This window comes from Rossellomorea sp. NPDC071047 (genome assembly GCF_050270195.1).
In the GTDB taxonomy this organism is placed as follows: Bacteria; Bacillota; Bacilli; order Bacillales; family Bacillaceae_B; genus Rossellomorea.
Genome location: NZ_JBNNJT010000002.1, coordinates 392,254 through 406,731, shown reverse-complemented (window position 1 = coordinate 406,731; position 14,478 = coordinate 392,254). Strand labels below are relative to the sequence as shown.

Genomic DNA, 14,478 nt, shown 5'->3' with positions numbered 1-14,478 from the left:
TGATTAATTAGGGACTGGCTTTAGATCTTCCAGGATCACATCTTCGTATTCCGAGATGCCCTCTAAATGTTGCGTTACTAACTTTTTCACCATTTCCTTATCTCTCTTTCTCAATGCAAACAGTATTTCTTCGTGTTCATCTATTGACCTTTGTGCCAGTTCCGGTCTTGAAATGAAAGAATATCTGAAAGATACAATGTAATCTTGCATGTTATTCAAAATTGATACGATTCTAGAAAGGTTCGATGCTTCATTTATGGTCCGGTGAAATTGATCATTCAGTTCCATGATTTTTTGAGCATTGCCTTCAACCATTAGTTTTTTTGTTTGTTCTATTAAACTACTTAACTGATCAATATCCTCATCCGACAAATGGTCAACAGCGTGGTAAGCAGCAATAGGCTCTAACTGGGACCTAATAAGGTGAATTTCACGAATACAACCGTGAGTCACACCCTTAACCAAGCAATAACGTCGTGGGAAGATTTCCACTAAACCTTCCAATTCTAATTTATGAAATGCTTCTCTGACAGGGGTTCTACTAACACCTAATTGTTCTGCTACCTCCTTTTCATTCAGCTTTTCACCCGGCTTAATTTCTTGAGAGAGAATCATTCTTCTTAATTCAGCGAAAGCGTTTTCTCTTATAAGAGTATTTGATATTTTTTTCATGTTATCTCTCCTTTGCATTTCCATTATATGACATACTGTATCCCAGTTCAATATTATTTTTAGATAACTTTTAATATTCAGATAAAATATGACCCTTACCAAAATCCCTCTATTAAACCAAAAACAAGAGTGAACGGAATTGAATTAAACTCCGGTTCACTCTTGCTTTTTATGTTCATAAACATTTTTATAACGAATGGATTTCTACACCACTAAACCCCCGAATAAGACATAAATCCACCATCAACGGGAACCGTAATACCTGTTACAAACCCAGCCGTATCCTCGTCTACAAGCCATAATAACGTACCCAGTAAGTCCTCGGGTTTACCGAATCTGCGCATCGGGGTTTGAGAGATGATCTTAGTTGATCTCTCTGTTAAACTGCCGTCTTCATGGGTTAATAATGCCTTGTTTTGCTCAGTCAAAAAGAAGCCGGGAGCGATGGCGTTGATGCGAATGCCAGAGTCCGCCATGTGAACCGCGAGCCATTTGGTAAAGTTATCGATCGCTGCTTTCGCTGCGCTATAGGCGGGTACTTTCGTCATGGGAGACGGTGAGCTCATGGAGGACATGTTAATAATGACCGCACCTTTCCGATTCACCATATGTTTCGCGAATACCTGGGTCGGAATCAGTGTACCGAGGATATTAAGGTCAAATACAAATCCAAATCCTTCTGGAGAAAGGTCAAAGAACGTTTTGATCCCTTCTGTGTCCAAGTCTTCCACCTTTAATGTTTCGTTAGAAGTGGTACCACGAGGGTCATTGCCGCCTGCTCCATTGATTAAGATATCACAAATGCCTAATTTTTCGATGATAACCTTTTCCGCTTTCTTCACACTTTCAGCATCAAGTACATTACAAGAGATGGCAATGGCTTCACCGCCTGACTCTCTGATTTCCTTTGCCACTGCTTCTCCTTTCTCTGCTGTCCGATTAAGGATCGCGACCTTCACTCCCTGCCTGGCGAGTTCTAGAGCCATCGAACGGCAGAGTACCCCGCTGCCTCCCGTAACTACAGCCACTTTTCCTTTCAAGCTTTCATGTTGAGGCAGCATTATGCATTCCTCCCAGCACGCTCTAGGGAATCCCATATTCCCCATAGGTACATGATGCCAAGCCCTCGATCATAAAGGCCATATCCAGGTCTGCACTCTTCTCCCCAAATATGTCTGCCATGGTCGGGTCTTGCATATCCTGTAAAGCCTTTTTCATGGTAGGCTGTCATGATTTCAAGGATATCGACAGACCCATCCTTCGATCTGTGGGAAGTCTCTATGAAATCTCCATTTTCATATACCTTTACATTACGGATATGAGCAAATGGAATTCGATCGGAGAATTCTCTGACCATTTCCGCTACATTATTATCAGGGTTCGCACCGAGGGATCCACTGCATAGAGTCACTCCATTGGAAGGACTGTCCACAAGGGAAAGAACTCTCTTGATATTCTGCTTATTTGTTATAATCCTCGGCAATCCAAAGATGGAGAAAGGCGGATCATCTGGGTGGATTCCCATTTTGATATTGTTTTTCTCGGCAACCGGTATGATTTCTTTTAGAAAATATTCGAGATGATGAAATAAGTCTTCTTCTGTGACCTGTTTATAGGCTTCGAATAATTCCTTCAGTTTCGACAATCTTTCCGGCTCCCATCCAGGCATGGTGAAAGCGGAGTTGCTGGAGATCTTATCGACCAATTCGAATGGATCCATATCTTCCACTTTTGCTTTTTCGAAGAATAGGGCCGTTGAACCATCTTCCATTTCCTTAAATAACTCGGTTCTTGTCCAGTCAAATACCGGCATGAAATTATAGCAAATCACTTTTACACCGGCAGTGGCCAATTTCTCGATTGTTCGTTTATAGTTTTCAATGTATTTGTCGCGGGAAGGCAAACCAAGCTTTATATCTTCATGAACATTTACACTTTCCACGACATCAATGTTCAATCCGAATTGTTCAGCCTGGTTCTTGACTTCCTCTATTTTGTCCAATGGCCACTCTTCCCCGGCAGGGACATCATGGAGAGCCCAGACGAACCCTTCCACACCAGGAATCTGTTTGATTTGCTGGAGGGAGATACTATCATTTCCTTCTCCATACCATCTGAATGTCATCTTCATCGATTGAACCTCCTCTTCTTATGTATACATTTTTGCAGCTCTTGCTTCTCTCACTATCTCGCAATATTGTGTTGCCAGTTTTGTCACTTCATCATAGTTTCCAAGGGACGCAGGCTTGGTCAGGTCACTTCCGATTCCTATGGCAACCGCCCCACTTTTGATCCACTCTGCCGCATTTTGGAGGTTGACCCCTCCTGTAGGCATCACAGAGATTTGAGGAATCGGCCCTCTTATGGATGAAATGATGGAAGGTGCGAACGTATTCCCCGGGAACAACTTCACGACATCGGCACCATACTCCATAGCGGTCTTCATTTCTGTAATCGTCATGCAGCCCGGCATGTATGGAATCCCGTATCGATTGCATAGCTTAGCCGTATCTCTATCAAAGCAGGGACTGACAATATACTCTGCACCCGCCAATAGGGCGATTCTCGCTGTCTCGCTATCCAGGACACTTCCAGCCCCCAGGATGAGTTCTTCTGTTCCGAATGTGCTTTTCAAGGAGCGGATCACCTCTTCAGCCCCCGGGACGGTGAAGGTGACTTCGATGGCTTTGATCCCGCCCTGGATGCAGGCATCCGATATCCGTTCAGCGTCTCTCTTATTTTCTGCACGCACCACAGCCACTACTCCGGATTCCATCATTCGATTCAGTATGTCGATTTTTTTGATCATAGCGCATCTTTCCTTCCTACTTTAGAGTCTTTTCGCATCACCCGAATGAAATGACCACCTTCCGTACGTCTTCTGGTGATGTCTCGATTAAGCGGATCGCTTCTTCGATTCGTTCCAGCGGGAATTCCTGCGTCACCATTCCCCTCGTATCGATTGTCCGGTCATTGAACATCTCGATGACTACAGGGAATTGATTCGTCTGCAGTCTGGACCCTGTGATCGTCACTTCCTTTTTCGTGATCGGCAGCTGCGTGATGTGGGATGGCCTTTCATCGAACCCGAGGACCACCACCCGTCCTGCTGCAGATGCTACTTCGATGGATTGTTCAAAGGTTTGCGGGATACAGACGGCATCAATGACTACGTTTGCTCCCTCCTGTTTTGTCAGCTCCATGACTTCTTCTATGACATGTACTCGGGAGGCATCGATCGTATGATCCGCCCCCCACTCTTTGGCAAAAGCGAGGCGGCTTTCATTTAAATCACTGATGATCACTGTGGCGCCTTTTGCTTTCGCGACTTTAAGACAGCATAGCCCGATCGGTCCGGCACCCATGATGAAGACTGTGTCCCCATCCCTGACATCACCTCGCCAATTCGCCTGTGCCCCGATCGTAAACGGTTCGACCAGGACCGATTCTTTATAATCCAGTTCTTCTTTCACTTTATGAACCAGCTTTTGCGGAATGACCATGTATTCCTGCATGCCTCCGTCACGGTGGACCCCGTAAACTTCGAGGTTACTGCACACATTTCCCCGGCCTGAGCGGCACGCATAACATTGACCGCAGGACTCAATCGGTTCAATGACTATCTTATCCCCTACAGAAAGCGTGTCTACATCATCCCCGACAGCCTCCACGACCCCTGTGACTTCATGTCCGATGACTCTCGGTAAGGTGGCAAGGGGATTGGTCCCGTGATAAATATGAATGTCCGATCCGCAGATGCCTACCATTTTCACTTTGATCAAAACGTCCTGTTCATGGGTGATGACAGGCTTCTCTCTTTCCACAATGCTCAACTGATGTGGTCCGGTGACTTGAACGGCTTTCATGGATAAGCAACCCCTTTTCTTTCTAGTAATCTATTTGAATAAACCAGGCAGGAATAGAGTGATTTCAGGAATAAAGGCTACCAGTAAGAGCACGACTAGACTCGCTCCCAAGAAGGGCAGCAATGCCTTTGACGTTTTCCCTATGGATACCTTCCCGATACTCGAGGCAACGAATAAGCACACGCCGACTGGCGGGGTGGATAATCCGATGACCAGGTTCAGCACCATCATTACGCCGAAATGAACCGGATCCATTCCTACACTCGATGCCACCGGTAACAAGACCGGAAATAATATGACCAGTGCTGCAATGGTTTCCATGAATGTTCCTACAAACAACAGCAACAAGTTGATTAAGAGAATGACCACAATTGGGTTGTCCGATATACCGAGGATTCCATCTGCTACGAGAATCGGAATCTGCTCACTCACCAAAATCCATCCGAACAAATTGGCAAAGCCGACCAGGAACATGATGGAGGCTGTGCTGACCATGGAATCCAGTAGGATCTTAGGAAGATCTTTCAATTTCAGTTCCTTATAGACGAACATCCCGACCACTAACGCATACACGACGGCTACGATGGAAGCTTCTGTTGGCGTAAAGTAGCCTCCCAGAATCCCAAATAAAATAACAAAGGTCATTAATAATGCCCAGAACGCACCTGTAAAAGATTTAGCGATCACGCCGATCGGCTGTCGTTCACCCTTCGGATATTTGCGTTTCACTGAAATGATATACGTGACGAGCATCAAACTTAATCCCAGCAGGACACCAGGAACGGCACCAGCCAAGAACAGATCCCCGATCGATACGCTCGCGAGAGTTCCAACAATGATCATCGGCAATGACGGCGGAATGATAGGACCAACAGTCGATGATGAAGAGGTGACGGCTGCCGAGAAGTCCGCATCGTACCCCTCTTTTTTCATCGCTGGGATCATCACGGCCCCTATACTCGCTGTATCTGCTAGGGCGGTACCCGAAATACCGGCAAACCCCATGGAAGAACCTACATTCGCAAGGCCAAGTCCCCCTCTGATATGACCGACGAAATTATTTGTAAAGCCGATGATGCGCTCTGTGATCCCGCCTGCATTCATCAAGTTTCCTGCCAAAATGAATCCAGGTATGCACAATAGTACGAAGGAATTCAGCCCTGCAAACATTTTTTGAGGGACGATGGAAAGAGGGATATCGGCGATAAGTAGATAAATAATGGAAGAGATTCCTAAGCTGAATGCAATGGGCACACTGATAAAGATAAGAATTAAAAATGAAATAAATAAAATGGCTGCTAACATCAGCTTTCACTCCTTTCTTTCGGACTTATGAATGCGTTCATGACATGCATGATCGCATAGATGGCGATGAACACAAAGGATATCGTAATACTCGCATGGATAACGGACATATCCACGGCCATTGTCGCTGATGTCTGCCCTTTTCCGACAGAAATGAACGTATATCCATGATAGGCTATGACAAAGGAAAGAACGACAACGACTAAATAAATGAACGCTTCGTATATCTCTTGAATTTTTTTAGGCAATAACCCCGTTAAGATATCCACACTGATGAATTCTTTATTCTTCAGTGCAAGCGGTGCTCCGAAGGAAATTGCATAGATAAACAGAAATCTCGTGAGTTCTTCTGTCCAGACGGCTGTGTATGGCAAATACCGGGAAAGGATTTGTATCAGCACCACTACGATGACACCGAGAAACGATAAGATCGTCGCCGCTTCCAGTGTCCGTGTAAGGATGTTTGTCCCCTTCATTCTCCCCCACTCCTTTCTATAAAGAAGGCATATGCTTCACATATGCCTTACATGGTTTATTTCTCTGCCAGGATGTCTTCATATAATTTATACTGCTCGTCAGTCAAACTCTCTTTGATCGCCGGCTTCATCGCCTCCCGGAAAGCATCCTGATCGACTTCATTGAATTTCATGCCTTCATCTTTCAACTTCTTCTCATATTCTGTGATTTCTTTATCAAAAAGGTCTTTTCCGAATGCTTGAGCTTCCTTGGCCGCTTCTTGAACCGCTTTCTTGTTTTCATCGCTCAACTTTTCAAATTGCTTGTTTCCTACAAGGATATAAATCCATGAATACACATGCTCTGTTTCATTCACATAGTCTTGCACTTCATATAATCCGCCGCTGTGGATAAGGTCAACAGGATTTTCCTGACCATCGATCACATTTTGCTGTAAGCCGGTGAATACTTCATTGAAGTCCATGACCTGAGGTTTCGCTCCTGCCGCTTTCCATGCATCAAGGAATAAAGGGACGTTCGGAACGCGCATGCTGAATCCTTTCAAATCGTCAGGTGAACTGATCGGTTCTTTTGACGTTAAATTACGCGGTGCACGTGTATGATAATAAAGAGGCGTCAGACCGACTTTATCTTTAATCTCTTCTTCAATCTCCTTACCGATGTCTCCCTCTACTACTTTTTGAAGGTGGTCTGCATCCCTGAATGCGTATGGCACAGCCATCAATGCAGCTTTCGGAGACCAGTTTGCCATCGTTTCACCAGAAATGACCAGGTCGGCCGTTCCCGCTTTGATACTGTTGATCGTATCGGTTTCCCCACCCAACTGATTACTTGGATAGATCGTGATTTCAATTTGACCATCCGTCTTTTCTTTGACTAAATCAGCGAACTCCAAAGCTGTTTTATGCCAAATATGATTCTCATCCGCCAGATGTCCGAATTTCCATTTTATTTTTTCTCCTCCGCTGCCTGAAGATGATTCCGATCCACAAGCTGACAGAAGAAGCATGATGGCTGTGATCATTGCAACCCATTTGAATTTTTTCATTTTCATTTCCCCCTTGTTTTTTCATTTCCGCCTTGAACATGCGTTAAAGAGTTTGATCTTCTTGAAGAAAATACCCCTCTCCTCATCACCCCTTTCAAGGTAAATCGTCACCTTCCCGATCGCAGATACAGATAAACTGTTTCGGTAATTGGGACCCCTTCTCTCAGATGATTCTCTTCCTTTATCTGTTCCGGCTCCCCTGGTACGAATACCTGATCGAAACCTTCAGCGGGCTTCACTGCATGAAGTTCATCGATCATCCTGTCCATCGAGCCGAGGAATTCCTCTTTATTGGTAAAAAAGGTAGGATTGATCGCGCAGACATAGTGCCCCAGTTTCCGATTCTGGTTGTAGTCGCCATACATTTTCGAAATATGGGGACCAAAGGTTGCACCGGCTAATAATCCTGAAAAGATATCCACCACCATGCCGAGTCCATATCCTTTTGGACCTGCAAATGGAGTTAATGCGCTTACTTTATTGGGGTCCGTCGTGACACCCCCTTGTTCATCCACTCCCCATCCTTCAGGGATGTCCTTCCCTGCTTCCTTGGCGTAAAGGATTTTCCCAAGGGCGACATTGCTCGTCGCCATATCCAAAATGATGGGCTTGTGTTTCTTTGCAGGAAATCCATACGCGATCGGATTCGTCCCCAGGAAGGGCTCTGCTCCTCCAAACGGGACGACGATCTTATCGGTATGTGTCATCGCGACACCGATCAGTCCTTCTTCAGCTGCCTGTTGGACAAAATAGGATAATGCTCCGCAATGGCTGCTGTTTGTGACGGTGATCATTCCAATCCCATTGTTCTTCGCAAGTTTGATCGCTTCTTCCATCGCGTTCTTTGCCACTACATGACCCAGGCCGTCATCCCCATTGAAAATTCCTGAGCAAGGTCCGGTCTGTTCAAACGAGAATGATGGGTTCTTATTCAGTCCCCCTTCATGCAGCCTTCTGACGTAGTGTTCGGTTCTCAGTACTCCGTGGGAACTGACTCCCCGTAGGTCGGCATGAACCAAGACATCTGCCACAACCCCCGCATGGTGTGAATCCAGTCCTGCTCCGACAAGTTTAGCGGCAGCCAATTTCCGTAACTCCTTATGTGATACGTTCACTTCCAATGTTCTCACCACCATACTGAATTTGGATTGCTACTCTATATTCGCATGTCTTTTAAACAGTTCGTCGTTTTCGGTTCTTCCTTCGAGAAGGGCAAGAATGATGGCATCTAGCAGAAGGTGTGCGCTTTGGTCGAATTGGCTTCCAAGCGGCTGAACCGTTTCAGGTTCGTCCTTGCGCCGGCGTTTCGTCGCTGCCGGAATCACAAGTGTTCCACCCACAAGCAGTCCATGTTCATTAGAAGCGGTTACTACAAAGGTAGCCGCACCCACTTCTTCCGCTTTCGAGAAATGATGTAAAAGCGAAGGCGAAGTGCCCGATGCACTGATTCCCATCAAGAGATCACCTTTGCCGATGCTCGGCGTGATCGTCTCGCCAATGACATATACGTTGTATCCACAGTGCATCAGCCTCATCGCAAATGCCTTACCGATCAACCCGGAACGTCCTTCACCATATAGAAAGATGCGCGTTGCTTCCTTGATCTTATTGAGCAGCTCATCGGTTTCTTTCTTGTCGATCCCCGCCAGCACAAGTGCATTCTCGTGCAGAATCGTTTCAATCATCCTCTTCATCATCAAGTGAGCTCCCCTTTCTTCTCTCCGCTTTAGGAAACAAGTTAATCAACGTTCGATAAATTCTTTTTCCCCCAGCTGTACCAGTACATCTTCAAGATAAGGAAGCCCCTCATTATCCCCGGATACACTGACCACCATGGAACCGATTGTGTTTGCAAACATCAATATCTTCTTTAATGGCCATTGCTGCAGGACTCCATATAAAAAGCCAGCATCGAAGCCGTCTCCCGCACCCACTGTGTCGACCACTTTCCTGGCTGTGACAGGAGCTGATTGAATGATTTCATCATTGTGGCAGCCCACCGAACCTTCCTCACCTTTTTTCAACGCGATATAGGAGATCCCGAGCAGTTTCGACTTTTCGATGATTTCCTTTTCATCCTTTGTATCAAAGAGGAGCTCGGCCTCATCCATTCCCGTCAGCAGGATATCCACGAATGGAAGGATGTCTGATAGCACTTCCTTCGCTCTCTCTCTACTCCACAATTTCAATCGGATATTTGGATCGAAGGAAACGAGTACGTCATTCCGTTTCGCGATTGTGACTGCATGCTTGATGATCGCAACATTTTTTTCATCTATCGCTGGAAATACTCCTGTAATATGTAAGATTCTCGCATTGGCAATATAGGATTCTTCCAAACTATCAGGCGTAAGGGTCAGTGTAGGAGAATTCAACCGGTAATAAAACGTCCGGCCCGCCCCATCCTCCAGCACCTCTTTGAAATTGACGGAAGTCGGATACCCGTCTACCAGCTTCACCTGGGAAGTATCGATTCCTTCTCCCCTCACAAAATGCTGGATATAACGGCCGAATTCATCATTCCCCAATCGGCTGATCCAGCCGGTATCCAACCCCAGCCGCGCACATCCGATGGCGACATTCAATTCCGCTCCCCCTACATTCCGTTCAAATGAATGAACGAATCTCATGGGTCCTTTTGATGTCGGATTCATCGTAATCATGGCATCTCCAATGGTGATTACATCTTTCATGGTGCCATCCCCCTCTTTCTTTCACATTTTCAGCAAGATTGCCGAATCATCATCTCCGGTCGGAATCGATAAATATGCTTTTCTTCGATAAAGTCCGGATCTTTTATTTTGTTCAATAATAATTCAGCAGCCTGTTTTCCCATTTCGAACGTCGGTTGAGCAATCGTTGTCAGTTCCGGCGTAAACAAACTTGCAAATGATACATCGTCTATCCCGATCAGTGCCAACTCCTCCGGCACCCGGATATGATTTGTCTTGATATACCTTAAGATCTCAATCAACGTCAGGTCGTTCCCGGCAATCAATGCCCTAGGCGGTTCATCGGCTGAAAGCATGTCATGGAGACCATCCTGTATGAATTCAATTTCCATTGACTTGATATATTCTTCGCGAACAGGAATTCCCTTCTCTCGTAGCGCTTTTCTGAATCCATTGATCCGTTCCACACGGGGAGTCACATGTCGATGCAAGGAAGTGGTCATAATGCCGATCCGATCGTATCCCTTCTCAGCAAAATGATCGACGGCCATTTTAATAGCGCTTTCATTATCAAGCATGATCGATGACGTTTCGAGACCCTCAACGATTCGGTCGACAAATACGAGAGGATACTTTTCCTTGACCATCCTTTGATACAACTCAATGTTCCCGCCTGTCGGAAAGATGATGAGTCCGTCTACTTGCTTCGCTCTCAGCATCTCGATGTATTCACGTTCCTTTTCAGGATTGTCATCTGCATTACAAACAATGATATGGAACCCCTGCTCATTGCAAATGTCCTCCACTGCCCTGATCGTCTGTGTTGAAAAGGTGTGTAAAATATTCGCCACGATCACACCAATGGTGGACGTCGACTTCTGCTTCAAACTTCTGGCCACGATATTCGGCTGATAGCCCAATTCCTCGATCGCCATCCGGATGCGCTCCTTCGTTTTCGGCGCCATGTAGTCGAATCGTTTATTCATATATTGAGAGACAGTGCTTTTTGATACTTCGGCATGCTGTGCCACATCTGAAATCGTTATTCTTTTCATAAATCCTTCTCCATACCATTTATTACTAAATCGGTTTAGTAACAAAGGAAAAAATTTTGGTTGTACTCTTTTTTTTTGTATTTGTATTATCCAAATGAGTAAATCGATTTACTAAATCGGTTTAGTTGTTGATTGTTTTCAATTATAAGAAAATTGAAAGCGTTTTACAATGGTTTTTAGAAAGTTTTTTAAATTATTTTATAATTAGGTTTTACAAAGATAAAGAACACTGTAATAGTTGGACTTTTAATTAAGAGCCAATCCTTCGTTTACATCTAGGACAAGGGACCTGTCCCTTTTGGAAGCAGAAAATCCACTCTATATTTTTCCTTTTTTTGTATATCTAATCATTCTTTCTCTTCTCATTATGGTAAAATAAAGAAAATTCCAAATAAAGGGTGAAGTGATTGAAAAAATTTTGGTTGTTGGCATTTGCCATTCTTTTCGTTGGTGCTTTAACGGCTTGTTCAGAGGATATTCCGGAAGCAAAAGAATTTCAGGTGAAGCATAACGGGCAGACCTTAACGGTTATTCTGCTTTATGACAAAATACTAGATTACGCATCAGAAGCGAAGGGTAAGAAGAAATACGAAAAAGAAGATTTGTACCGTGAAAAAGTCGTTCAGCCTTTCCAGGCGATGGCCGAGGAAAAAGGGATCGACATCGGAAGCGATTATTTCGCCTATTTTACTGGAGATACGGATATCGAGCAATTGGAGAAAAACACTGTAGAATTGTTACAGAAGCAGGAAGAAGTTCAAACCTTGGTAGAAGAGGCATTTATGAAATCTGCTGAGCTATTGCCTGGTAAGGATAAAGCGGTGTTCCTGATGCCGATCAATCCTGACTTCACTTTTCCGATAGAGAAGATGGAAGGATCATCAGGTGTCACGTTTACAGATGAGTTTATGATACTACTAACCGACCCATCCTATGCAAAGAGCGCGGTTAAAAATACGGTTGCCCATGAATATTTTCACTCTGTGGATATGGAACACCAAAATGGAAGGCCCACTTTACTCGACTCCATCATCATGGAAGGTAAGGCAGATTCCTTTGCCAGGATTGTTTATCCTGATAAAGTATCGCCTTGGACCGAACCCCTGACGGCCGCACAGAAGGAGAAGGTCTTCACTGAGTTGAGTGGTAAGCTGGATTCGTACGATTATCAGGAGTACCAAAATCTTTTTGCCGGAAACCCGTCGAAAGGCATTCCCCTCTGGTCGAATTATAAAATCGGATTTGAAATCATGCAGGGGTATTTAACTTCTCATCCTGAGTTGACTCCAAAAGAATGGGTACTAACGGAAAGCAAAGATACATTGGAGGATTCTTCTTACAATGAATTGTTGGCACCGAGCGAATAGAAAAACGGTGTCTGACCCCCGGTACGTTAAACCTTTACCGTGTTGGGGTCAGGCATCACTACCCTAAACAAAAATAACCCCTACATCATAAAACCGTAGATTAATTTGAAAACAAATCAGAGCTACATTATGGTTGGGGTCATCACTAGCTAGGATTACCAAAAGGAAAAAGACTTAGACATATCTTTCGTAAAAATCCATTCGATACACCTCCCCAATCCACCACCCTTACACTTGCAAACTCTCAATCTGACATTCCAACTCATCCCCTTCACACATTCCATAATCAACATCCTATTTTCTACTCTTTCATTAGTTCACTGCGCAGCCAAGGTACCTGTCCCTTTGGCACCATCTACTGCCATCTATAAATCGTAATAATTACTATTTACAAATCGTAATAATTACGATATATTATTTCAAGAAATCATAAGGAGGATATATATGAGAAAAAAATGGATGGCTTTATTTTGTTTATTAATGGTCCTCTCCCTTGCTGCATGTGGAGAAGAAAAGGAGAAAAGTAGTAAGGAACAGGCAGCGTCTTCAACTGATCCGGTGAAAATTTTCACTACTGTATATCCCCTGCAGTTTTTTGCAGAACGGATTGCTGGCGAGGAAGCTGAGATTGAATCACTTTTACCACCGGGATCGGACTCACATACATACGAGCCCACTTCTAAAGATGTCATGGCCATTGCTGAAGCAGATGCATTTATTATGAATGGCGCAGGGCTTGAGGCGTATGCTGAAAAAATCGCTAAGGCTGTAGAGGCTGAAGATGTGACAGTTGTTGAAGCAGCTGAAGGGATTGAGCTTAATGAAGGATCTCATGACCACGATCATGAAGAGGATCATGACCACGGTGATCACGATCCTCACGTTTGGCTGGATCCAATCCGCTCCATTGAATTAGCAGAGAACATCAAGAATGTATTAGTAGAATTGAAGCCTGAAGAAGAGGCACTGTTTAATGAAAACTATGAAACTCTCAAGGCTGACCTTGAAGCTCTTGATCAGGAGTTTGAGACAGAACTGGAAGCAACATCAGGCAATCACTTTATCGTCTCTCATGCCGCCTATGGCTATTGGGAAGAAGCGTATGGTGTACATCAGATTGCTGTTTCCGGATTGAGCCCGACACAGGAACCGTCTCAGAAGGAACTACAGACCATTGTAGAGACAGCTAAAGAATATGGATTAAAGCATGTCTTTTTTGAACAGAACATTACGACGAAAATAGCTGGAGTCGTAAGGGATGAAATAGGTGCAGAAACACTCAGACTTCATAACCTGTCTGTACTGACAGATGAAGATATTGAAAATGATGAAGACTATTTTTCACTGATGAGAAATAACCTGACACAGTTGCATACAGCATTGGAAGGAGCACCTGATATAGAACCGGAAGAGCACGACCATGAACATAGCCATGAATTAGATGAAGAAGCGCAGAAGATTTATGATGGGTACTTTGAAGATGATCAAGTGAAAGATCGTAAGCTTTCTGACTGGGAAGGTGACTGGCAGTCCGTTTACCCTTATTTACTGGATGGTACCCTCGATGAAGTATTTGCTCACAAAGCAGAAGACGGAGATAAGACGGCCGAAGAGTATAAACAGTACTATACAATCGGATACAAAACAGGCGTCGAGCGTATCAAGATTGATGGGGATACGTTCACCTTCTATGAAGATGGAAAAAAATCGTCTGGAAGCTATACGTATGACAGGTATGAAATTCTAACCTATGAGAAGGGAAACCGTGGAGTGCGTTATATCTTCAAGCTTGCTGACGAGGCGGAAGGAAAGATGCCAAACTATATCCAGTTTAGTGATCACAGCATTGCCCCAACCGATTCACATCACTATCACTTGTATTGGGGAGATGACCGGGAAGCGTTGCTGGAGGAAGTCATTAACTGGCCAACCTACTACCCTTCTGACTTAAGTGGCGAGGAAATCGCTGATGAAATGATGATGCATTGATTCTCCCTCCCTGAGACAAGCACCATT

At 44.5% G+C, this 14,478-nt stretch carries 14 protein-coding genes; 2 read left to right on the top strand and 12 right to left on the bottom strand.

Annotated features, from left to right (window positions below; genetic code table 11):
* Positions 1 to 3 precede the first annotated feature (3 nt).
* From ACQKFO_RS09850 to ACQKFO_RS09795, 12 genes are all read right to left on the bottom strand, one after another.
* Positions 4 to 672, bottom strand: a complete 669-nt coding sequence (locus tag ACQKFO_RS09850) for a GntR family transcriptional regulator (protein WP_427598410.1) — start codon at positions 670 to 672, stop codon at positions 4 to 6.
* Between the two features lie 212 nt (positions 673 to 884).
* The gene (locus ACQKFO_RS09845) at positions 885 to 1,733 is read right to left on the bottom strand and encodes an SDR family oxidoreductase (protein WP_427598408.1); all 849 of its coding nucleotides are present in this window, start codon (positions 1,731 to 1,733) and stop codon (positions 885 to 887) included.
* The gene (gene uxuA, locus ACQKFO_RS09840; RefSeq protein WP_427598406.1) at positions 1,733 to 2,803 is read right to left on the bottom strand and encodes a mannonate dehydratase; all 1,071 of its coding nucleotides are present in this window, start codon (positions 2,801 to 2,803) and stop codon (positions 1,733 to 1,735) included. The genes ACQKFO_RS09845 and uxuA overlap by 1 nt, the downstream gene beginning before the upstream one ends.
* Positions 2,804 to 2,821: 18 nt before the next feature.
* On the bottom strand, positions 2,822 to 3,481 hold the full coding sequence (locus ACQKFO_RS09835) for a bifunctional 4-hydroxy-2-oxoglutarate aldolase/2-dehydro-3-deoxy-phosphogluconate aldolase (protein WP_427598404.1): 660 nt from the start codon (positions 3,479 to 3,481) through the stop codon (positions 2,822 to 2,824).
* Between the two features lie 37 nt (positions 3,482 to 3,518).
* Positions 3,519 to 4,538, bottom strand: a complete 1,020-nt coding sequence (locus ACQKFO_RS09830) for a zinc-binding alcohol dehydrogenase family protein (RefSeq protein WP_427598402.1) — start codon at positions 4,536 to 4,538, stop codon at positions 3,519 to 3,521.
* Positions 4,539 to 4,568: 30 nt separating this feature from the next.
* The gene (locus tag ACQKFO_RS09825; protein ID WP_427598400.1) at positions 4,569 to 5,843 is read right to left on the bottom strand and encodes a TRAP transporter large permease; all 1,275 of its coding nucleotides are present in this window, start codon (positions 5,841 to 5,843) and stop codon (positions 4,569 to 4,571) included.
* Entirely contained in the window at positions 5,843 to 6,319 is a 477-nt protein-coding gene (locus ACQKFO_RS09820; RefSeq protein ID WP_427598398.1) for a TRAP transporter small permease, read from the bottom strand. The genes ACQKFO_RS09825 and ACQKFO_RS09820 overlap by 1 nt, the downstream gene beginning before the upstream one ends.
* A 56-nt stretch (positions 6,320 to 6,375) precedes the next feature.
* Positions 6,376 to 7,368: a TRAP transporter substrate-binding protein gene (locus tag ACQKFO_RS09815; RefSeq protein WP_427598396.1), complete on the bottom strand. Its 993-nt coding sequence runs from the start codon at positions 7,366 to 7,368 to the stop codon at positions 6,376 to 6,378.
* A 107-nt stretch (positions 7,369 to 7,475) separates the two neighbouring features.
* Positions 7,476 to 8,504 carry an ureidoglycolate dehydrogenase gene (gene allD, locus ACQKFO_RS09810; RefSeq protein WP_427598394.1) on the bottom strand — a complete coding sequence of 343 codons (1,029 nt, stop codon included), beginning with the start codon at positions 8,502 to 8,504 and terminating at the stop codon, positions 7,476 to 7,478.
* Positions 8,505 to 8,519: 15 nt separating this feature from the next.
* Positions 8,520 to 9,065 carry a 6-phospho-3-hexuloisomerase gene (gene hxlB / locus ACQKFO_RS09805; RefSeq protein ID WP_427598392.1) on the bottom strand — a complete coding sequence of 182 codons (546 nt, stop codon included), beginning with the start codon at positions 9,063 to 9,065 and terminating at the stop codon, positions 8,520 to 8,522.
* A gap of 45 nt (positions 9,066 to 9,110) precedes the next feature.
* Positions 9,111 to 10,061 (bottom strand): sugar kinase, encoded by a 951-nt coding sequence (locus ACQKFO_RS09800; RefSeq protein WP_427598390.1) that lies wholly within the window; start codon positions 10,059 to 10,061, stop codon positions 9,111 to 9,113.
* 29 nt (positions 10,062 to 10,090) lie between these two features.
* A complete protein-coding gene (locus ACQKFO_RS09795) occupies positions 10,091 to 11,095 on the bottom strand; it encodes a LacI family DNA-binding transcriptional regulator (RefSeq protein WP_427598388.1) in 1,005 nt (334 codons plus the stop codon).
* Positions 11,096 to 11,502: 407 nt separating this feature from the next.
* Between ACQKFO_RS09795 and ACQKFO_RS09790 the strand changes: the two genes are divergently transcribed.
* Positions 11,503 to 12,462: a DUF2268 domain-containing protein gene (locus tag ACQKFO_RS09790; RefSeq protein WP_427598386.1), complete on the top strand. Its 960-nt coding sequence runs from the start codon at positions 11,503 to 11,505 to the stop codon at positions 12,460 to 12,462.
* A gap of 444 nt (positions 12,463 to 12,906) precedes the next feature.
* Positions 12,907 to 14,451: a metal ABC transporter solute-binding protein, Zn/Mn family gene (locus ACQKFO_RS09785; RefSeq protein WP_427598384.1), complete on the top strand. Its 1,545-nt coding sequence runs from the start codon at positions 12,907 to 12,909 to the stop codon at positions 14,449 to 14,451.
* Positions 14,452 to 14,478 lie beyond the last annotated feature (27 nt).